Raw genomic sequence first — 19262 nt, 5'->3', positions numbered from 1 at the left:
TCTTCTCTGTTTTCACGGCAAAAAAGTCGTAGATCCGGAAAGGCTGGAAGCCATGAAAATATTTGAAAACGAAGATTTTAAAATCTATGCGTCTTTTGCATTCGCTCTTCTGGCCTTTGCTGTTGTTTATTACGGTTTGCCGGATGCCTTCTCCTATTCGGGGAAAATCATGACGGGCATTATTGTTGCCGGGGTAATTTTGTGGGCTTTAGAGCCGGTTTCATTAGGGTTGACGGCATTGATGATTTTACTGGCGATGCTGCTGTTTAATGTAGCCGATGCTGCTGTCATTTTCAGCGGTTTTGCTTCTCCGGCTACTTACCTTATTGTTGCCGGCATGATGCTCGCAACCGCTGTAAATGAAACAGCGCTTATTAAAAGGATGACCTATAAAATCCTAAAGCGCTGGGGAAGTCATTCTAACGGGCTTCTTGGCAGTATAATTATCATTCAGCAGCTGCAGGCTTTCTTTATCCCTTCTACTGCTGTCCGTTCCGCCCTTATTTTACCGGTCTCATTTATGATTATTGAAACGACAGGAGCGAAAGCCGGCAGCAATCTCAGGAAAATGATCATGCTCGGCGTAGCTTTCGGCGGCATCATCAGCGGTACATCGGTCATGACAGCAGCAATCGGCAATATCTTGACGGTTGAGCTGCTCAATCGGTTTGCCGGGATAAAAATCACGTATTTCCAGTGGTTTTTCTATACCTTTCCTTTATGGGCTATTCTTATTCCAGCCATATGGATCATGTTAATAAAAGTATTTCCTTTACCAAAAGATCAGCAGTATTTTCCAAAGATTGAAGAAGAGATGGAAGGTAAGCTAGCGGAGCTCGGTCCCATCAATCAACGGGAAGTCCGCTGCTTCGGTATCTTGCTGTTCATAGTCGCCTTATGGCTGGCTGAACCGCTCCACGGGATGCACCCGAGTATTCCCGCTTTAATCGGTGTAGTACTGATGACTTTGCCAAAAATCGGAGTGGCCGATTGGGAGCCGGTTGTAAAGATTAACTATAATACAATTTTGCTGATTAGCGTCACGCTGTCGATGGGCTATTCGTTCGTCGATTCCGGCGCTGCAGACACCATCAGCCAATACTTGAGCGTAAACTGGTTTATGTCTTTAATCCAAAACCCGTTATTAGCTGTCATTATTGTTACTTTCCTGGCTCAAGTATTCCATAAATTGATTTCAAACGTTGCAACAGCAGTGGTGGTGCTTGTGCCCATTATTATAAGTGTTGCGCAGAATGCTGGAATTGATCCTCTGGTCACCGGTTTTGCGACAGGGTTGAGCTGCCTGTTCGGATTTGTGTTGATTGTGGAGTCGATGCCTAATCTATTAGCTCACAGCACTGGAATGATTGCCCAGAAAGACTTTTTAAAACCGGGTTTGTATGCCACGGCTATTTCAATTGCCGCCACAATCCTGGTTGCTTCTACTTGGTGGAGCTGGATCGGTTTGGTATAAAAGCAAATAAACATCAATCAATTTCAAGAAGGAGGGAATTTTATGTTGCCATTGGAAGGAATAACCGTTGTCTCATTGGAACAAGCTGTTGCAGCTCCTTTTGCTACCAGACAGCTTGCGGACTTAGGCGCCAGAGTCATCAAAGTGGAGCGGCCGGGTCCGGGAGATTTCGCGCGCGGCTATGACAAAACAGTTAAAGGAATGTCCAGCCATTTTGTCTGGATAAACCGTTCAAAGGAATCGCTTGCACTTGATCTCAAGCAGGAAGAGGCAAAAAAAGTTTTGGAAGAACTATTGGCCAAAGCGGATGTATTTATCCATAATTTGGCGCCAGGTGCTGTTGACCGGCTCGGATTTAGTGCGGCGGAACTGAAAGAGAAATACCCGCAGCTGATTATTTGCTCTATCTCCGGTTATGGCACTTTCGGTCCTTATACGAATAAAAAAGCTTATGATCTCTTGATTCAATGTGAAGCGGGCCTTGTTTCGGTAACCGGAACAGAAGAGACACCGTCAAAAGCAGGAATTTCCATCGCGGATATTGCAGCTGGAATGTACACCTATACGGGGGTATTAACAGCATTGATCGCCCGTTCTAAAACCGGCAAAGGCGCCATCCTAGAAGTATCGATGCTTGAAGCCTTGGCAGAGTGGATGGGATATCCGCTGTATTATTCCGCTTATGGAGAAGAAGAACCGAAGCGGACCGGTGCCAGCCATGCCACCATTTATCCTTACGGGCCGTTCATGGCAGGAGACCAAAAATTTGTTTTCATGGGAATCCAGAACGAACGCGAGTGGGTGCGTTTCTGCGAGGAAGTTCTGAAGAACGCGGAGATTGCGACAGATGTCCGGTTCAACAACAATTCCAACCGTGTCGCTAACAAAGAGGCGTTAAAAAGCATCATTGAAGACGTTTTCCAGCAGCAGGAGGCGAATCAGATCATTGAGCTGCTGGAAGAAGCGAAAATTGCCAACGCCCGGCTCAATACGATGAAGGAATTGGAAGATCATCCTCAGTTAAAAGCCCGTAACCGCTGGAGCGAAGTGGATTCACCGGCAGGCCGTTTAAAAGCTTTGCTGCCGCCGGTAACGTCTGATGAATTTGATTCTGTTATGAAGCCGATTCCGGAAGTCGGGGAACATACGGAAGCGATATTGAAAGAGTTCGGATTTGATCCGGGTAAAATGCAGCAGTTTACAACAATAGATGGTGCTGGAAAAACCACATGAGGAGCATTTAAAAAAGACGATCCATATTTGAAAGGACGGAGAAGCTAGTGGCCAAGTTAAATGTGCAGGAAAGAGAACGATTAAGAGAAGAAATACGCCAATTATGTTCGCAATTTCCAAACGAGTATTGGAGAAAGCTGGATTTAGAGCGCGAATATCCTTATGAATTTGTAGATGCCTTAACGAAAAGCGGCTACTTGTCTGCTTTAATCCCAGAGGAATATGGTGGGAAAGGCTATGGCATGACGGAAGCGACAATTATTCTGGAAGAAATCAACCGCTCTGGCGGCCATGCGGCAGGATGCCATGCCCAGATGTATACAATGGGAGCTCTATTGAAACATGGCAGCGAAGAGCAGAAGCGCAAGTATTTGCCCGAAATTGCTACAGGCAGCCTCCGCTTCCAGGCTTTTTCAGTCACGGAGGAATCGGCAGGGTCCAACACGACAGCTATCGAGACGTTTGCTGAAAAAGTGGATGGCGGCTATATTGTCAATGGCCATAAAAACTGGACGAGCCGGGTGCTGCAGTCGGATTTGCTGATGCTGCTTGCAAGAACCACTCCTATCGACCAATTGGGTGCAAAGAAAACCGAGGGACTCAGTTTGTTCCTAGTGGACTTGCGTGAGGTACGGGAAAAACAGCCGGAAACTTTCGTCGTCGAACCTGTCCGCACAATGTTCAATTATGCCACCAACCAGGTTTATTATAAGAATATGAAAATACCATCGGAATGCCTGATCGGGGAAGAAGGAAAAGGATTCCGTTACGTGCTCGACGGCATGAATGCAGAACGGACTTTGCTTGCTGCCGAAGCCATTGGCGACGGATATTTTTTCATTGAAAAAGCGGTTAATTATGCCAATGAACGGGAAGTGTTTGATCGGAAAATCGGCACAAACCAAGGGATTCAATTTCCGATTTCCCAAGCATATGCAGCCATCAAAGCAGCGGATTTGATGCGCTATGAAGCAGCCCGGAAATACGACGAAGGTGAAAAATACGGGGAACAAGCCAATTTAGCAAAGTATTTAGCAAGTGAAGCCAGCTGGAAGGCTGCCAATGTTTGCTTGGATACACACGGCGGCTACGGTTTTGTTGATCAGTATGACGTGGAGAGAAAGTTCAGGGAAACCCGCATGTACCAAGTAGCGCCAGTCAGCAATAACATGATTTTGGCTTTCTTGGGACAGAATGTGCTTGGCATGCCAAGATCTTATTGAAAATATGAATGGTGAATGAAAAAGGTTGCTGATATGTTTCGGCAATCTTTTTTATAGAGATAAGAAAAAGTGGAAATAATTTAATTACTTCTAGAACCGTAAAGGATAAAGGTTTTCTGAAAATGAAAACGGTTCCATAATAATCTAAAAATTTTTTATATATTGACAACTTTTTTGAATTTGTTATGATGGACTCAATTAAAAAATAAATTAACTATTTTGACGAAGATAAGCTTTATGCACAGGAATCTTCAGAGAGCTGATGGGTGGTGAAAATCAGCGATTCCAGCATTTGGCAGCACTTCTGAATAGATGGATTGAAACTAAGTAGGTCCATCCGGCTCGTGCCCGTTACGCATGTGAACCAATGAGACTGTTTCTGAAAACTGAAGCAGTGAATTAGGGTGGTACCGCGAATCGAAAGACTCTTCGCCCCTTGCATTTTATGTGAGGAGGTGTGGAGTCTTTTTTATTGCTGCTTCCGGATACGAAAGGGGAAATACCATTATGCTGACTGACCAACAAATTTTACGAATCCCAGGACCGACGCCAATCCCGCCGAGCGTCAACCGGGCCATGAGCCAGCCGATGATCGGCCATAGAGGGCAAAGCACTTCTGACATGATCGGTGATATCCGTCCGAAATTGAAACGCGTTTTCGGCACACAGCAGGAAGTGATGATTTTAACGGGCAGTGGAACGGCAGGCCTTGAAACGGCAGTCGTCAATACAGTATCGCCAGGCGAAGAAGTATTAGTTGTAGTAACAGGGGCTTTTGGAGAGCGCTTTGTGAAAATCTGTAAGGCTTATGATATAAAAACCCATGTGCTGGAAGTGGAGTGGGGGCAAGCAGCAGACCCGGAAACAGTAAAAGCATTCTTACAGAAGCATCCTGAAGTAAAAGTGGTGCTATCGACTTTTTGCGAAACATCAACCGGTGTATTAAACCCGGTGAAAGAAATGGCAGCAGCCGTGAAAGAAGTGTCCGAAGCATTGTTTATTGTTGACGGTGTATCTTGTGTTGGAGGAACAGAAACGAAAATGGATGAGTGGGAAATTGATGTCGTTGTGACCGGTTCCCAAAAAGCCTTTATGCTTCCTGCAGGGCTCTCCTTCGTAGCGGCAAGCGAACGTGCCTGGGCTAAAATCGAAGCGAACCCGCAGCCGCGTTTTTATCTGGACTTGAAAAAGCACCGCGACAATATTTTAAAAGATACGACACCATTCACGCCGGCATTATCGATTTTGTTCGGCTTGCAGCAAGTGCTTGAATTGCTGGAAGAAGAGGGGTTGGAGCAGGTCTATAGCCGGCACCAGCTGATGATGAATATGACACGCGCTGCATTTAAAGCGTTGGACATCCCGCTTCTGACAAACGACGAAGCAGCTTCCCCTACCGTTACAGCGGTTAAACCGGCGGATTTCGATTCAGAAGCGTTCCGGAAAATCATGAAGAAAGAGTTTGGCCTTGAAGTTGCGGGCGGTCAGCAGCATTTGGCAAAAACCATCTTCCGCATCGGCCATATGGGGTATTGTTCTCCAGCCGATATGCTGCAGGCGATTGCTGCTATGGAAATTGGCTTGATTAAAATAGGGAAAGAAATTGAACTGGGCAAAGGTGTTCAAGCTGCACAACAAATTTACTTGAATGAAGGGAAGTAATCACAATGACATATAATATCTTAATCAGCGATCCATTAAGTGAAGATGGAATTTATCCATTGCGCCAGGCCGATGGCTTTAATCTTGTCATGGAAACGAATCTGACTCCGGAACAATTGGGAGAACGAATCAAAGATTTTGATGCCTTGCTTGTTCGAAGCCAGACACAAGTCACACGAGACATAATTGAAAAAGCGACGCATTTGAAGATCATTGGCCGAGCCGGAGTGGGGGTCGACAATATTGATCTGGAAGCGGCCACGGAACACGGCGTCATCGTCGTCAATGCGCCGGATGGCAATACAAATTCGGCTGCTGAACATACCATTGCGATGCTGATGTCGATGGCGCGTAAAATCCCGCAGGCTTTTTATGCCTTGCGCAACCAGAATTGGGACCGGAAATCGTATGTCGGAGTGGAACTTAAAAACAAGACACTCGGCGTTATCGGACTTGGGCGGATTGGTACGGAAGTAGCGGCGCGGGCAAAAGGGCAGCGCATGAATGTCATTGCTTATGACCCATTCCTGACAGCTGAAAAAGCGGGGAAAATGGGCGTTGATTTCGGTTCAGTAGAAGATGTATTGAAGGCGGCGGATTTTATCACAGTCCATACCCCTTTATTGAAGGAAACGCGCCACTTGATCAATGCGGAAGCATTTAAAATTATGAAAGACGGCGTCCAAATCATTAACTGCGCACGCGGCGGCATCATTGATGAAAATGCGCTGTATGATGCCATCAAAGGCGGAAAAGTGGCTGGAGCTGCGCTTGACGTTTTTGAACAGGAACCGATGGTGGATTTCCGCTTATTGGATTTGCCGGAAGTTGTAGCCACACCGCATTTAGGGGCCAGCACAATTGAAGCGCAGGAAAGCGTCGCAGTGGATGTCAGCAAAGACGTCATCAGCTATTTCACAACCGGTATTGTCCGCAACTCCGTCAACTTGCCGTCTGTTCCAAAAGAAATTATGGCGAAAATCGAGCCCTATTTCGATTTGGCTGAACGCCTTGGAAGATTCCTGACAGATTTGAGTGAAGGCACTGCCGAAGAAGTTCATATCCATTATTCAGGGGATTTGGCGAACGTAGAAGTAGGCCCGCTAACGCGTAATGCCTTAAAAGGCTTGCTGAAGCGCCATCTCGGGGAAAACGTTAATGACGTCAATGCTTTGTATTTGGCCAATCAAAAAGGAATCACGGTCAATGAAAGCAAGTCGACCACTGCAAAAGGCTTTACTAATTTGATCACAATGGAAGTGAAATCAGCTAACGGTACAAGAACAGCGGCCGGCACATTGCTGAATGGACAAGGGGCCCGTATCGTCAAAGTGGACAATTACCTGGTGGATATCGTGCCTCAAGGGCATCTGGTCTTTATCCGCCATAATGACCGGCCGGGCGTGATCGGGCGTGTTGGAACTTTGCTTGGCGAAGAAGGAGTCAATATCGCAACGATGCAGGTATTCCGTTCAAATGCAGGCGGAGACGCCATCATGATGCTGTCAATTGATAAAATGGCTGAAGACAGCGGCTTAGCGCAATTGGCAAGCATGGCGGAGATCGAACATGTAACAGCTATTAATATGTGAATGAAAACGGAAAGAGACCCTTATCGAAGGGTCTCTTTTGTGTTTCTAAAGCTTCTCTAGAATCGGAAACAGTTCTTCAAGATGTGTGATTTCGTATGTAGGAATGATGCTTTCGTTTGGCGCTTTTTGTTCCCGGTTGATCCATACTGAGCGGATGCCGGCTTTTTCGGCTCCGATGATGTCGGTCATTAAATTGTCGCCAACCATTAATACATCGTCTGCCTGATAGCCGAATTTGGCCAGTGCATGTTTAAATATCGCAGGATCGGGCTTTCCTTTACCGAATGCTCCTGAAATGACAATGTGGTCGAAATAAGGGGCAATTTCCGGAGTGATTTCAAGTTTGATATTCTGCAAAGTTGGAGAACCGTTCGTCAACAGCAAAAGTTCATAGTTTCCTTTCAACTGATCAAGTACGGAGAGTGTTTCTTCATATAGCACAGGGCTCTGTCTGCGGGCTTCAGGGAAATATTCAGCAAGCTCCTGGCCCAAGTTCGGGTCATCGATGCCGATTCTTTTTAAACCGCGTGTCCACGCATCACGCCGGTATTCGGGAACGATTTTTTTCATTTCCTGAAAATCAGCGCCTTCGTCCTCAAAAGTTCCCCATAACCCTTCAAAGGGATTAATGCCAATCATCTGGGTGAAAGGATAAGTTGCATATGCCGCATAAAGGCCGCTTGCTTCCTGGCGAACGGCTTCTTCAAGCTCGGCGCAATCTTTCCCGCTTTTGTCCGCTGCCAATTCACAAGTTTTCTGGAATGCCGAAGCAACACTTTTTTTGTCCCATAATAACGTGTCATCCAAATCAAAAAAAATAGCCTTTACCATCAATAATTCTCCTTGTGACTGTATTTTCGCTCAATTCAAGTGTACTGCACCTGTTCTCAAAAAACAAAGTGCGTAAAGGTTCTGCAAGTGAAAAAAATGAATAGATGATGATATGATGTTGACGAGGAGTGATGAAGTTGAACGCTGTGGGGACACCCAATGCTTTACTCGACGAAGCGATAGAGTTTTTATCCGGTTGCTACTATGAATTAGGGAAGAATGAGCAACAACTGAATGATAGAATTGCTGAAATTGCCACTGAAATTGAAACTACTGATACGTATCGACATACATTTGAAGAGCTTGAACATGGTGCCCGGATGGCATGGCGCAATAATAACCGCTGCATCGGCCGCCTTTTCTGGAACTCATTGACCATTTTTGATGAACGCCGGCAAACCACTGCCGAAGGGGTTTATGACGCTTTGGTGAATCACATTGAATTTGCGGCGAATAACGGTAAGATCCGGCCAACGCTCACTGTTTTTCCGCCAGCTGCAATTGGCGAAGACGCGATGAGAATCTGGAATCACCAATTGATCCGGTACGCCGGTTATGAAAAAGACGGAGAAATTATAGGAGATTCGACTTCCATCGAGTTCACTAAGCAATGCGAAAAATTAGGCTGGCAAGGTGAAAGGACGCATTTCGACTTACTGCCCTTGGTCATTCAAGTGAAAGGGGAAGAGCCCCGTTATTTTGAAATGCCTAAAGAATCTGTAATCGAAGTAGAACTGGAGCATCCGGAATTTGACGGTTTTGCAGAGCTGCAGGCCAAATGGTATGGCGTTCCGATTATTTCCGACATGAAATTGGAAATAGGCGGTATCCATTATCCGATGGCACCGTTCAATGGATGGTATATGGGGACGGAAATAGGAGCCCGCAACTTAGCTGATGAAGACCGTTATAACCTGCTGCCGGCTGTCGCGGAAGTGATGGGCTTGAATACCGAGTCCAATCGTTCGTTGTGGAAAGACAAGGCGTTGGTGGAGCTGAATATTGCGGTTCTGGATTCATTCCAGAAGGCCGGTGTTACCATTGTGGATCATCATACCGCTGCCAAGCAGTTTAAAAGTTTTGAAAAAAAAGAAGATGCGGCGGGCAGAGATCTGACCGGCAACTGGGCATGGCTGATTCCGCCGATGTCGCCAGCGACCACGCATATTTTCCATAAGCCGTATAAAAATGATGTAGTCAAACCGAATTACTTTTCTCAAAAGGCTCCGTATTCTAAATAAGGGGATGGATGCTTTGAAGGAATTCAAAATTACGTATTTTTTTGATGAAGAACATTACATCCGCAGATTTATCCATGTGGAGTCACAGGGAAAAGCGGAAGCGCTGGTTCGCAGTGAACGCGGTCAGTATGTATCGTTTACAGACAGCAGAGGAATTTACCATGAACTGCATACGGGAAACGTCCGAGTCGTACAAATTTCCGAGTACTTCCGAGTAGATAAAAGCAAAACCAAAAAAGCTGCCTTTGACTGAAGGCAGCTTTTTTCTAGTTGAAGATTTCTTTATTTAAAGCTGAGGAATCCGTCATCTACCGCTACAGTTGAACCGTTGATAGCAGATGCTTCTTCAGAGAACAAAAACTTCACGACATTCGCCACTTTCTCGGGCTGAATCAGTTTATTATGCATATGAAGCGCGGACAAGGCTTTTTTCATCTCCTCATTGTCTCCAAGAATCGGAGTATCAATGAATCCAGGAGCAACTCCGACTACACGGATGCCATGTTCGGCAAGTTCAAGGGCTCCGGATTTGGACATCATCACGACTGCGGCTTTTGCGGCGTTGTAGTTGAAGCTGCCTCTTGCAGCCATTGAGCCGTAAATGGAAGCGGTGTTGACGATTGTCCCTTTGGCTCCGAGTTCTACCATTTTCTTCGCCCCATAATAAATGCCGTAGTAGACGCTGTGCTGATCGACATCAATTACTTTATGGTAAGAAGCAGGGTCCATTTCAAGCAATGGCTTGACCAGCCCGATGCCAGCGTTGTTGAATAGGCCATTCAATGTACCGAATGTGTCAACCGCGAAATCAACCATCGCTTCTACTTCTTCCGCTTTTGATACATCGACTTTAAAAGCAGCAGCTTTGCCGCCTTGCGCTTCGATATTCGATACAGTTTCTTTTGCGCCTTCCTCGTTAAAATCGGCTACCACAATTGCATTTCCTGCTTTGGCTAATTGATAAGCAGCCTCGCGCCCGATGCCGCTAGCTCCGCCTGTAATAATGATTGCTTTGTTTTCTGCCATCTGGAATTCCTCCTTTTAAATTTAATTCATCCTTCTCTTATAGTGTCTTGCCTTCAAGATAACGGTTTAAACCAGTTGATGAAGTTTTTGAGTATATAAGTCGATAGAAATGCGGAGTTTATTATATAATGGAAGTTAGTGAACGTTCTTCACATTCAAAGTTGAAAGAAAGTGGGAAACCATATGGGACGTAAGTGGAATAATATTAAAGAGAAAAAAGCTTCCAAAGACGCGAATACAAGCCGTATTTATGCGAAGTTCGGCCGGGAAATCTACGTTGCCGCTAAACAAGGCGAGCCGGATCCGGAATCGAATCAGGCGCTGAAAGTGGTACTTGAACGTGCGAAAACATATAGTGTGCCAAAAGCCATCATTGACCGGGCCATTGAAAAAGCTAAAGGCGGTTCAGAAGAAAGCTACGACGAACTTCGCTATGAAGGCTTTGGCCCCAATGGTTCAATGGTGATTGTCGATACATTGACAAACAACGTGAACCGCACTGCTTCAGATGTTCGTGCGGCTTTCGGCAAGAACGGCGGAAATATGGGCGTCAGCGGATCGGTTTCGTATATGTTCGACCATATAGCGGTGTTCGGCATTGAAGGCAAAACAGCTGATGAAGTGCTTGAATTGTTAATGGAAGCAGATGTGGACGTACGTGATATCATCGAAGAAGAAGAGTCCGTGATTGTTTACGCCGAACCGGACCAATTCCACGTTGTGCAGGAAGCATTCAAGAATTCAGGCATCACTGAATTCAGTGTTGCTGAATTGACGATGCTGGCACAGAACGAGTTGGAACTGCCAGAAGATGCACAAGTGCAGTTCGAGAAAATGATTGATGCAATCGAAGATTTGGAAGACGTGCAACAGGTTTATCATAACGTTGATTTAGGTGAATAATAGAGATTGAAAGCTCTTCATTTTATAATGAAGGGCTTATTTTTTATTTGCTTAATTTCATCGAACATTCAAAATTGTTTCGGTAATTTATAATAGGGAAAAAGCATAAGAAAGCAGGCAAGGAGAAAATTAAGAAGTATGAGGTGCTGCGATGAATCTAAGAGAAAAAAAAGCGGTTAAGAAAAGAGAAGATATCCTTCGTTCAGCTAGTTTGGTCATTTCAAGAAAAGGATTCCATAATACGACAATGGAAGATATTGCAGCTGAACTGCTGATGACTAAGGGATCACTTTATTATTATTTTAAGAACAAAGAAGAATTGCTGTTTCAATGCCATGATTTAATCCTGTCTAATGCTTTTAATCAGTTGGAAGGCATATATGGAAAGGAAATTTCCTCCGGGGAAAAAATGAAGGCAGCCATAAAAGTTCATTTGGATATTGCCATACAGGAGAAAGAAATTTTCAATCTGACGGTAAAACCGGAGCAGATTTTCTCGAAAGAATACATCGATCCGATTGTAAAAAAGAGAGATGCATATGCGGGGCTTTTCGATCAAATGATTCAGCAGGGAATTCAAAAAGGGGAGTTCACGGTAAACCAAAAAAAAATGGCCAGGATGATTATTTTAGGTGCGGCCAATTGGATTCAAGTCTGGTATTCGCCAGAAGGAGAATTCAGCAAAGAGGAAATTGAACAGATTTATGCGGATTATCTACTTAAAATCTTAACCTGAAAAATTTTAGGGGGGTGGGCGAATGAAAGCAATCGTCGTGAAGGAACTGGGGGCGCCTGAAGTCATGCAGCTTAAAGAAGTGGAGGAACCAAAAATTGCCCCAAATCAGGTGCTGATACAAGTGCAGGCAATCAGCGTGAATTTTGCAGACATTAAAGCACGCCAAGGTCAATACCATGGTACAGCATCGGGAACAGCGTTTACTCCGGGACTTGACTGTGCGGGAGAAATTATCGAAGTAGGCAGTGAAGTAACGAAGTTTAAGCCGGGGCAGCGGGTGATGGCATTTCCGAAAGAAGGGTCTTACGCCGAGTATGCGGCAGCGGATGAAGATTTGACTTATATGGTTCCGGATGAGCTGGATATCGAAACAGCCGCCGCTTCTTTGACGGTGGGAATTACAGCATACAATGTCATCCGGAAAATGGCGCGGCTCACTCCGGGAGAAACCATCCTGATTCATGCGGCGGCAGGCGGCATCGGCTTGACGGCGATTCAGTTAGCCAAAATCTTCGGTGCAGGAACGGTCATCGGAACGGTTGGCAGTGATGAAAAAAAGGAAGTAGCCAAAAACTTCGGGGCTGGCCATGTGATCAACTATGTGACAGAGGATTTTGCAGCAGAAGTGAAAAAACTGACGGGCGGCAAGGGAGCGGACGTCATTCTGGATACTGTCGCTGGAGAAAACTTTGAGAAAAGCATGAAATGCCTGGCTCCTTTTGGCAGAATCATTTCTTTTGGCCATGGCAATACAGGATCTGTGCCTGGTAATATCACAACCGCGGATCTGCATTCCAGCTGCCGCTCAGTCATCGGCTACAGCACAGGAACCTACCGCAAACAACGTCCGGAATTTCTGCAGGAAGCTGCAGAAAAAATAACAGAATTCTTGCTTGAGAAAAAGCTCGAAATGGCCATTTCGAAACGCTTTCCATTAGCGGAAGCTTCAAAAGCGCATGCCCATATTGAAAGCAGGAAAAGCATCGGCAAAATTTTGCTAGTGCCTTGAGTCCAAAAAATAACCGGCTTTCCTCCTGAAGGAAGGCGGGTTATTATTATGACTTTCATCCCGCTTCATTGCCTCTTCTTTTTCAATTTTTTGAACACTATGAGATTGGATAGGGTAAAATGTCTATGCCGCTTAATGCTATAGAAGTATATTAATTAATATTATTGGCAGAATACATTTAAAACTTGTATATCTTTTTATGTTTCAGTTAAACTAATGCTTAAGTCAAAATAGAAAGAGGAAGAGATGCATGAAAAAAACGAGTTTAACTGTGAAAGTATTAACCGGACTTGTTACAGGTGCTATTGTAGGATTACTTATTAATCTATTTGCACCTGGAGCTTTCGGAAATTTAAATACATTTTTATTTGTGCCGCTTGGCCAGCTATTTTTGAGCATGATTAATATGCTTGTAGTCCCGCTTGTCCTATTTTCCCTTATTTTGGGGACAGCCGGACTTGGCGATCCAGCAAAACTGGGACGCATCGGGTTTAAGACGGTTACATATTTCTTAGTGACTACGACAATAGCAATAGTAATTGGGCTTAGTCTGGCAGCAGTCATCCAGCCGGGTCTTGCCGGAGATTTTGATCTTGGTAGTGCTTCATTCGAAAGTGAGGAAGCTCCTTCGGTAGCTGATACTCTTTTAAATATTATACCGGACAATCCGTTGGCAGCTATGACAGAAGGCAATATGCTTCAAATTATCGTATTTGCCGTATTTATTGGATTAGCATTGACAGCTCTTGGCGAAAAGACAAAAGGCATCGTCAGTTTGGTAGAACAGGGAAATGAAATTATGATGTATCTGGTTGGTCTGGTCATGAAGTTTGCGCCTTATGGGACATTTGGATTGATTGCGACAGCAGTGGGATCGCAAGGATTTTCAGCGATGAAAGCAATGGGATCTTATATGGTGGTTATTTTAGCAGCACTTCTTATTCATGCTTTGTTTACATATGGAGGAACGGTTGCGTTTCTGGCCAAGAAAAATCCAATCTGGTTCTTCAAGAAGTTTGCACCGGCCATGAGTGTAGCTTTTAGTACATCCAGCAGCAACGCGACATTACCGGTATCGATGGAAGTAGCACAGAAAGAATTAGGCGTGCCAAAGTCCATCAGTTCATTTGTTCAGCCGCTTGGGGCGACAATCAATATGGACGGCACTGCAATCATGCAAGGTGTTGCGACGATGTTTATCGCACAGGCCTTTGGAATTGAACTGACATTGGTAGAGCTTGCTACAGTTGTTTTGACGGCGGTATTGGCTAGTGTCGGTACAGCAGGAGTTCCGGGTGTCGGGCTTATCATGCTGGCAATGGTACTTGGCAGCGTTGGATTGCCAGTTGAAGGAATTGGTTTAATTATCGGTATTGACCGCTTGCTTGATATGGCAAGAACCGCTATCAATATTACAGGCGATGCAGCGTGTGCTGTTTATGTAGCAGAAACAGAAGGCAAGCGAATACAGGAAACTGAAGAAGTTAACGCTTAAAATTGATACAAGAACCGAGTAAAACAGACTTTCATTGAAAGTCTGTTTTTTTATTGCAAAAATTCATATTGACAGTTTTTATGGAACGATGTATATTTTGTGTAACCGGTTACATATTTGCGAGAACGGAGCATGATTATGACGACAATTAGAGACGTGGCAAAAAAAGCAGGAGTTTCTGTAGCGACTGTGTCCCGTTATTTGAATGACAGCGGATATGTCAGCGCAGAAGCAGCGAAAGCGGTTGCCGACGCTGTGAAAGAGTTGAAATATGAGCTGAATCCAGTTGCCCGCTCTCTCAACACGAAAAAGACGAACATCATCGGACTTATTGTGCCCGACATTACCAACCCTTTTTTTCCGGAATTGGCCCGCGCCGTTGAAGATGTGGCATTGACATATGGCTATACGGTCATTTTATGCAATTCGGATGAAAATCCTGAAAAGGAAAAAAATTATATTGAAACATTAAGGAAAAAATACATTGATGGATTTATCGTGACCTCCAACCAGTTGGATGCTCCCCATTATGCTAATATTCCTTTGCCAATCGTAGCGCTCGACCGGGCGATCAATGCGAATATTCCTACGGTAGCTTCCAATAACCGGGAAGGCGCTGGAATCGGAACCCGCGCGTTGTTGGAGAGAGGCTGCAAGAAGATTCTCTTTCTGCGGGGACCGGAAGAATTGAACCCGGCTAATGACCGCTATGAAGGATTTATGGATGCAATCCGCCTTTCCGGCATCGATTACCACGTGGCAATCTGTCCGTTCCATTTTACGGAATCAGAAAAAATAGTGGAAAGAATCCTACAGGACCAAAAAAATATTGATGGCATATTCGCCAGCAGCGATGTGTCTGCAGCAGGCGCTTTAAAGGCTGCGAATACGCTTGGCATCAGCGTGCCGGATAAGCTGCAGATCGTCGGTTTTGACGGAATCGCGATGGGGGAAATGCTGTCACCCGGATTGACGACAGTAGCACAGGACGTTTATAAAATGGGCGCTATCGCTACCCGAGTTTTGATCAAACGGATAGAAAATCAAACGGAGAAACAGCATTTTTACGAAGTGCCGGTGGAACTGAAAATCCGGGGAACTACAAGGAGCGTGGAAGAATGATTACAGTAGTGGGAAGCATTAACATGGACTTGGTCGTGCGCACCAGCCGTTTTCCAAAACAAGGAGAAACGGCTTTGGGCGATCTGTATACGACAGTACCTGGAGGGAAAGGTGCCAACCAGGCCGTTGCAGCCGCTCGGCTTGGAAGTGAAGTGCATATGATTGGAGCGGTTGGCACTGATGCTTTCGGCGATGAGCTACTTGCTGGATTGAAAATGGAATCCGTCCACATAGAAGCGGTGAAACGGATGCCGGGAACAAGCGGCATTGCCAACATCCTATTGTCTGAAGGCGACAACCGGATTATCGTCGTTCCGGGAGCGAATCATGGTCTGAAAGCGGAAGAAATGGATGCCTTTGAATCGCAGTTGTCACGAAGCAGCATGGTGATCATGCAATTGGAAATGCCGATTCCGGTTATTCAGCGGACATTGGAAATTTGTCATCAGCAGGGGGTGCCGACTATTTTGAATCCGGCTCCGGCAACAGGTTTTACAGATGATTTCCTGCCCTACGTAACGTATTTAACGCCGAATGAAACAGAGGCGGAAGAGATGTTTGGCAAAGATTGGGAAAAAGCGCTCGAACAATATCCAAACCGGCTTATCGTCACAATTGGCCAACAAGGGGCGCGCTATTTTGATGGCTCCCGCCACGTCATAGTTGAAGGATTCACAACCGAAGCTGTTGATACAACGGGTGCTGGAGATACATTCAATGGTGCGCTCGGTGTGGCGCTGGCTGAAGCTATGCCGTTTGAAGAAGCGGTGCGTTTCGCTAATGCGGCAGCTTCCTTGTCTGTTGAAAAATTCGGTGCCCAAGGCGGAATGCCTAAAAGGGAAGAAGTATTGGCACGCTTGAAAGAGGAACGGCTATGAAGAAATTGGGAATGATCAACCGGGATATTGCAGCTTCTCTCGCATCATTCGGCCATACAGACTTATTGGTAATAGGCGACTGCGGATTGCCGATTCCGAAAGGCGTACCATGCATTGATTTATCATACCGCATCGGAGAGCCTTCTTTCTTAACGGTTCTAGGCGCAGTCCTGGAAGATTTCCAAATAGAAGCTGCTTTCATTGCCCTGGAAATAACAGAAGGGAATCCGGAAGTGGAAACTGGAATTCAGGAACAAATCGAAGCCGGCTACATATCGCATGAGGAACTGAAAGAACAAAGCAAGCAAGCAAAACTGATTATACGCACAGGGGAAGCGACTCCTTATGCGAATATCATTCTTCGTTCAGGAGTAATTTTTTAACAGGGAGGTGAGCCGCCATGATAAAAATGAATAATATATCAAAATCGTTCAGTGGAAACCAGGTGTTGAAGGATGTCCAGTTTTCTTTGGAAAAAGGAGAAATTCATGCATTGATGGGCGAGAACGGTGCCGGGAAGTCAACGCTGATGAAAATTTTGACCGGCATTTATTCCCGCGATAGCGGAACCGTTGAAGTAAAAGGGAAAGAAATCCACTTCACCTCGCCTAAGCAAGCAGAAGAAGCCGGAATTGCAGTGATTCATCAAGAATTGAACATTCTGCCGCATTTGTCGATTACCGATAATCTCTTCTTGGGGAAGGAAGAAACATTCGGACGCAGCGGGGTTTTAAAAACTAAAGATATGCGGGAAAAGACCCGAAAAGCTTTGACAGAGCTCGGATTGAATGTTGACCCATCCCAGCCGGCCAGCACGCTTTCGGTAGGGCAGCAGCAAATCGTGGAAATTGCAAAAGCACTGTCTGCTGAAGCTGAAGTGATTGTCATGGATGAACCAACCGCCGCTTTAACAGACCGGGAGATTGACACGCTGTTTGCGACGATCCGCAATTTGCAGAGCAAAGGTGTTTCGTTCATCTACATATCTCACCGAATGGAAGAGATTTTCTCTTTATGTGACCGCATTACTATATTGCGGGACGGCCAGTATGTTGGAGACCGGAATATCAGTGAAACTTCTTTTGAAGAAATTGTCCAAATGATGGTTGGGCGTGAACTGGGTGAACGCTTTCCTGAGCGCAATGCAAAGATTGGGGAAGTTAAGTTGGCAGTCAAAGGCTTGTCGCGGAAAAATTGCTTTGAAAATGTCTCATTTGAAATCCGGAAAGGGGAAGTCCTGTCCATTGCCGGACTCATGGGAGCGGGCCGGACGGAAGTCGCCCAATCCTTATTCGGTTACAAGAAAGCGGATGCAGGGACGCTTGAGCTGGATGGCCGCCAAGTCAAAATCGATAAGCCAAAGACTGCAAAAGAACTGGGAATCGGTTACGTAACAGAAGACCGGAAATCCGAAGGGTTGATTGTCGATTTTAGCGTAGAAGAGAATGTCAGCATGACCAACTTTTCTTCTATTTCCAAGAATGGATTGATTTCGAAAGATAAAGAGCGTTCGCTATATGACCGGATGGTCAAACGCTTGGGGATCCGGACTTCGGGGCCAACACAGACAGCGAAATCGCTAAGCGGCGGGAATCAGCAGAAAGTGGTAATTGCTAAATGGCTTGGCATTGAACCGGAACTGCTGATTCTGGATGAACCGACACGGGGTGTCGATGTCGGAGCAAAAAAAGAAATTTACTCGATCATCAACGAACTGGCCGAACGCGGCGTAGCCATCTTAATGATTTCATCTGAATTGCCGGAAGTGATCGGCATGGCCGACCGGGTCATCGTCATGCATGAAGGAAAAGTGACGGCCGACTTGCCGAAAAACGAAATGACGCAAGAACGAATCATGCATTTTGCTACAGGAGGTGGAAAACTTGCAGTTGAAAACAGGTAATCAGTCGGTGCTTCAAAAAATCGCTCCATTTATCGGATTGATTTTAATCATTATTATTATCTCTATTCTAGAGCCGAGATTTCTAGCAGCCAATAATTTGTTGAACGTACTTCGGCAAGTTTCAATGAATGCGCTGATCGCATTCGGGATGACTTTTGTCATTTTGACGGGAGGAATCGATTTATCGGTCGGTTCGATATTAGCTCTTACGGGAGCCGTTACAGCCGGAATGATGGCGAGCGGGATGGACCCGATTCTGGCCATGCTGCTAGGATTATTGCTCGGAGCTGTTTTAGGGGCGATAAATGGAATCATCATTGCCAAAGGAAAAGTGGCACCGTTTATTGCGACACTTGCCACAATGACGATTTATCGTGGCTTAACGCTGGTTTATACAGAAGGCCGTCCGATTTCCGGGCTAGGGGACAGTATGGCTTTCCAGATGCTTGGGAAAGGTTATTTTCTAGGGATTCCAATTCCTGTGGTGACGATGCTCATCAGTTTCGGGATTCTGTACTTTATCTTGAAAAAGACCACATTTGGCAGGCGTGTGTTTGCAGTAGGAGGCAATGAAGAAGCATCTATTCTTTCAGGCATCAATGCCGACCGCATTAAAATCTATGTATATGCATTGGTTGGTCTGCTTGCCGGACTTGCTTCTTTAATCCTGACTTCACGGTTGAACTCAGCTCAGCCTACAGCAGGGGAAATGTTTGAACTGGATGCCATTGCGGCGGTTGTCCTTGGCGGCACCAGCTTGACCGGCGGCCGGGGCTGGATTGTTGGCACTTTGATCGGTGCATTGATCATCGGCGTCTTGAATAATGGGTTGAATTTGATCGGGGTTTCATCCTTTTTCCAGCAAGTAGTCAAAGGTGCAGTAATATTATTAGCGGTTCTCCTGGACCGTAAAAAAACAGCATAAGGGGTGTAA

Annotated in this window: 18 protein-coding genes and 1 other annotated feature; of the genes, 16 read left to right on the top strand and 2 right to left on the bottom strand. The window is 45.5% G+C overall.

All coding sequences use genetic code 11. The features are described 5' to 3' along the window. Positions 1–52: 52 nt before the first annotated feature. From ACSFXN_RS02590 to serA, 5 genes are all read left to right on the top strand, one after another. Positions 53–1474 carry an SLC13 family permease gene (locus ACSFXN_RS02590; RefSeq protein WP_437148641.1) on the top strand — a complete coding sequence of 474 codons (1422 nt, stop codon included), beginning with the start codon at positions 53–55 and terminating at the stop codon, positions 1472–1474. A 42-nt stretch (positions 1475–1516) separates the two neighbouring features. Then, positions 1517–2707 (top strand): CaiB/BaiF CoA transferase family protein, encoded by a 1191-nt coding sequence (locus ACSFXN_RS02585; protein WP_437148640.1) that lies wholly within the window; start codon positions 1517–1519, stop codon positions 2705–2707. Between the two features lie 47 nt (positions 2708–2754). Then, positions 2755–3930: an acyl-CoA dehydrogenase family protein gene (locus tag ACSFXN_RS02580; protein ID WP_437148639.1), complete on the top strand. Its 1176-nt coding sequence runs from the start codon at positions 2755–2757 to the stop codon at positions 3928–3930. Positions 3931–4140: 210 nt separating this feature from the next. Beyond that, positions 4141–4370, top strand: a binding site (T-box leader). A gap of 67 nt (positions 4371–4437) precedes the next feature. Further along, positions 4438–5592 (top strand): pyridoxal-phosphate-dependent aminotransferase family protein, encoded by a 1155-nt coding sequence (locus ACSFXN_RS02575; protein WP_437148638.1) that lies wholly within the window; start codon positions 4438–4440, stop codon positions 5590–5592. A gap of 5 nt (positions 5593–5597) precedes the next feature. Beyond that, a complete protein-coding gene (gene serA, locus ACSFXN_RS02570; RefSeq protein ID WP_437148637.1) occupies positions 5598–7184 on the top strand; it encodes a phosphoglycerate dehydrogenase in 1587 nt (528 codons plus the stop codon). A gap of 45 nt (positions 7185–7229) precedes the next feature. Here the strand turns inward: serA and ACSFXN_RS02565 are convergent, their stop codons facing one another. After that, positions 7230–8015: an HAD family hydrolase gene (locus tag ACSFXN_RS02565; protein ID WP_437148636.1), complete on the bottom strand. Its 786-nt coding sequence runs from the start codon at positions 8013–8015 to the stop codon at positions 7230–7232. Between the two features lie 137 nt (positions 8016–8152). On the opposite strand from ACSFXN_RS02565, the gene ACSFXN_RS02560 reads away from it, so the two are divergent. Both ACSFXN_RS02560 and ACSFXN_RS02555 read left to right on the top strand, forming a co-directional pair. Beyond that, complete coding sequence (locus ACSFXN_RS02560; RefSeq protein ID WP_437148635.1) at positions 8153–9256, top strand: nitric oxide synthase oxygenase; 1104 nt, start codon at positions 8153–8155, stop codon at positions 9254–9256. A 13-nt stretch (positions 9257–9269) separates the two neighbouring features. Further along, on the top strand, positions 9270–9509 hold the full coding sequence (locus ACSFXN_RS02555; protein WP_437148634.1) for a hypothetical protein: 240 nt from the start codon (positions 9270–9272) through the stop codon (positions 9507–9509). A 29-nt stretch (positions 9510–9538) separates the two neighbouring features. Here the strand turns inward: ACSFXN_RS02555 and ACSFXN_RS02550 are convergent, their stop codons facing one another. Next, on the bottom strand, positions 9539–10282 hold the full coding sequence (locus ACSFXN_RS02550; protein WP_437148633.1) for an SDR family NAD(P)-dependent oxidoreductase: 744 nt from the start codon (positions 10280–10282) through the stop codon (positions 9539–9541). 183 nt (positions 10283–10465) lie between these two features. Between ACSFXN_RS02550 and ACSFXN_RS02545 the strand changes: the two genes are divergently transcribed. The 9 genes from ACSFXN_RS02545 to ACSFXN_RS02505 all read left to right on the top strand — a co-directional run bounded on the left by ACSFXN_RS02545 (position 10466) and on the right by ACSFXN_RS02505 (position 19253). Next, on the top strand, positions 10466–11185 hold the full coding sequence (locus ACSFXN_RS02545; RefSeq protein ID WP_437148632.1) for a YebC/PmpR family DNA-binding transcriptional regulator: 720 nt from the start codon (positions 10466–10468) through the stop codon (positions 11183–11185). 151 nt (positions 11186–11336) lie between these two features. After that, the gene (locus tag ACSFXN_RS02540; protein ID WP_437148631.1) at positions 11337–11921 is read left to right on the top strand and encodes a TetR/AcrR family transcriptional regulator; all 585 of its coding nucleotides are present in this window, start codon (positions 11337–11339) and stop codon (positions 11919–11921) included. A gap of 22 nt (positions 11922–11943) precedes the next feature. Beyond that, on the top strand, positions 11944–12930 hold the full coding sequence (locus ACSFXN_RS02535) for a quinone oxidoreductase family protein (protein WP_437148630.1): 987 nt from the start codon (positions 11944–11946) through the stop codon (positions 12928–12930). 250 nt (positions 12931–13180) lie between these two features. After that, entirely contained in the window at positions 13181–14425 is a 1245-nt protein-coding gene (locus ACSFXN_RS02530; RefSeq protein WP_437148629.1) for a dicarboxylate/amino acid:cation symporter, read from the top strand. A gap of 138 nt (positions 14426–14563) precedes the next feature. Continuing rightward, positions 14564–15547, top strand: coding sequence for a LacI family DNA-binding transcriptional regulator (locus tag ACSFXN_RS02525; protein WP_437148628.1), 984 nt, complete (start codon positions 14564–14566; stop codon positions 15545–15547). Continuing rightward, entirely contained in the window at positions 15544–16425 is an 882-nt protein-coding gene (gene rbsK, locus ACSFXN_RS02520; protein ID WP_437148627.1) for a ribokinase, read from the top strand. Before ACSFXN_RS02525 ends, rbsK begins: the two co-directional genes overlap by 4 nt. After that, positions 16422–16808 carry a D-ribose pyranase gene (gene rbsD / locus ACSFXN_RS02515; RefSeq protein ID WP_437148626.1) on the top strand — a complete coding sequence of 129 codons (387 nt, stop codon included), beginning with the start codon at positions 16422–16424 and terminating at the stop codon, positions 16806–16808. The genes rbsK and rbsD overlap by 4 nt, the downstream gene beginning before the upstream one ends. 17 nt (positions 16809–16825) lie before the next feature. Next, positions 16826–18328 carry a sugar ABC transporter ATP-binding protein gene (locus ACSFXN_RS02510; RefSeq protein WP_437148625.1) on the top strand — a complete coding sequence of 501 codons (1503 nt, stop codon included), beginning with the start codon at positions 16826–16828 and terminating at the stop codon, positions 18326–18328. Then, complete coding sequence (locus ACSFXN_RS02505; protein ID WP_301855469.1) at positions 18309–19253, top strand: ABC transporter permease subunit; 945 nt, start codon at positions 18309–18311, stop codon at positions 19251–19253. The genes ACSFXN_RS02510 and ACSFXN_RS02505 overlap by 20 nt, the downstream gene beginning before the upstream one ends. Positions 19254–19262 lie beyond the last annotated feature (9 nt).

The sequence above is a fragment of the Planococcus sp. 1R117A genome (assembly GCF_051417975.1).
Classification (GTDB): Bacteria; Bacillota; Bacilli; order Bacillales_A; family Planococcaceae; genus Planococcus; species Planococcus shenhongbingii.
Note: the sequence above shows the minus strand (reverse complement) of the source record. Positions and strands in the feature narration are given on the sequence as shown.

What these genes read in the sequence shown, in the direction of transcription:
- ACSFXN_RS02540 (WP_437148631.1), top strand. Translation starts at nt 11,337, where the DNA reads ATGAATCTAAGAGAAAAAAAAGCGGTTAAGAAAAGAGAAGATATCCTT.
- ACSFXN_RS02525 (WP_437148628.1), top strand. Translation starts at nt 14,564, where the DNA reads ATGACGACAATTAGAGACGTGGCAAAAAAAGCAGGAGTTTCTGTAGCG.
- rbsK (WP_437148627.1), top strand. Translation starts at nt 15,544, where the DNA reads ATGATTACAGTAGTGGGAAGCATTAACATGGACTTGGTCGTGCGCACC.
- ACSFXN_RS02550 (WP_437148633.1), bottom strand. Translation starts at nt 10,282, where the DNA reads ATGGCAGAAAACAAAGCAATCATTATTACAGGCGGAGCTAGCGGCATC.
- ACSFXN_RS02565 (WP_437148636.1), bottom strand. Translation starts at nt 8,015, where the DNA reads ATGGTAAAGGCTATTTTTTTTGATTTGGATGACACGTTATTATGGGAC.
- serA (WP_437148637.1), top strand. Translation starts at nt 5,598, where the DNA reads ATGACATATAATATCTTAATCAGCGATCCATTAAGTGAAGATGGAATT.
- ACSFXN_RS02510 (WP_437148625.1), top strand. Translation starts at nt 16,826, where the DNA reads ATGATAAAAATGAATAATATATCAAAATCGTTCAGTGGAAACCAGGTG.
- ACSFXN_RS02575 (WP_437148638.1), top strand. Translation starts at nt 4,438, where the DNA reads ATGCTGACTGACCAACAAATTTTACGAATCCCAGGACCGACGCCAATC.
- ACSFXN_RS02545 (WP_437148632.1), top strand. Translation starts at nt 10,466, where the DNA reads ATGGGACGTAAGTGGAATAATATTAAAGAGAAAAAAGCTTCCAAAGAC.
- rbsD (WP_437148626.1), top strand. Translation starts at nt 16,422, where the DNA reads ATGAAGAAATTGGGAATGATCAACCGGGATATTGCAGCTTCTCTCGCA.
- ACSFXN_RS02530 (WP_437148629.1), top strand. Translation starts at nt 13,181, where the DNA reads ATGAAAAAAACGAGTTTAACTGTGAAAGTATTAACCGGACTTGTTACA.
- ACSFXN_RS02585 (WP_437148640.1), top strand. Translation starts at nt 1,517, where the DNA reads ATGTTGCCATTGGAAGGAATAACCGTTGTCTCATTGGAACAAGCTGTT.
- ACSFXN_RS02535 (WP_437148630.1), top strand. Translation starts at nt 11,944, where the DNA reads ATGAAAGCAATCGTCGTGAAGGAACTGGGGGCGCCTGAAGTCATGCAG.
- ACSFXN_RS02590 (WP_437148641.1), top strand. Translation starts at nt 53, where the DNA reads ATGAAAATATTTGAAAACGAAGATTTTAAAATCTATGCGTCTTTTGCA.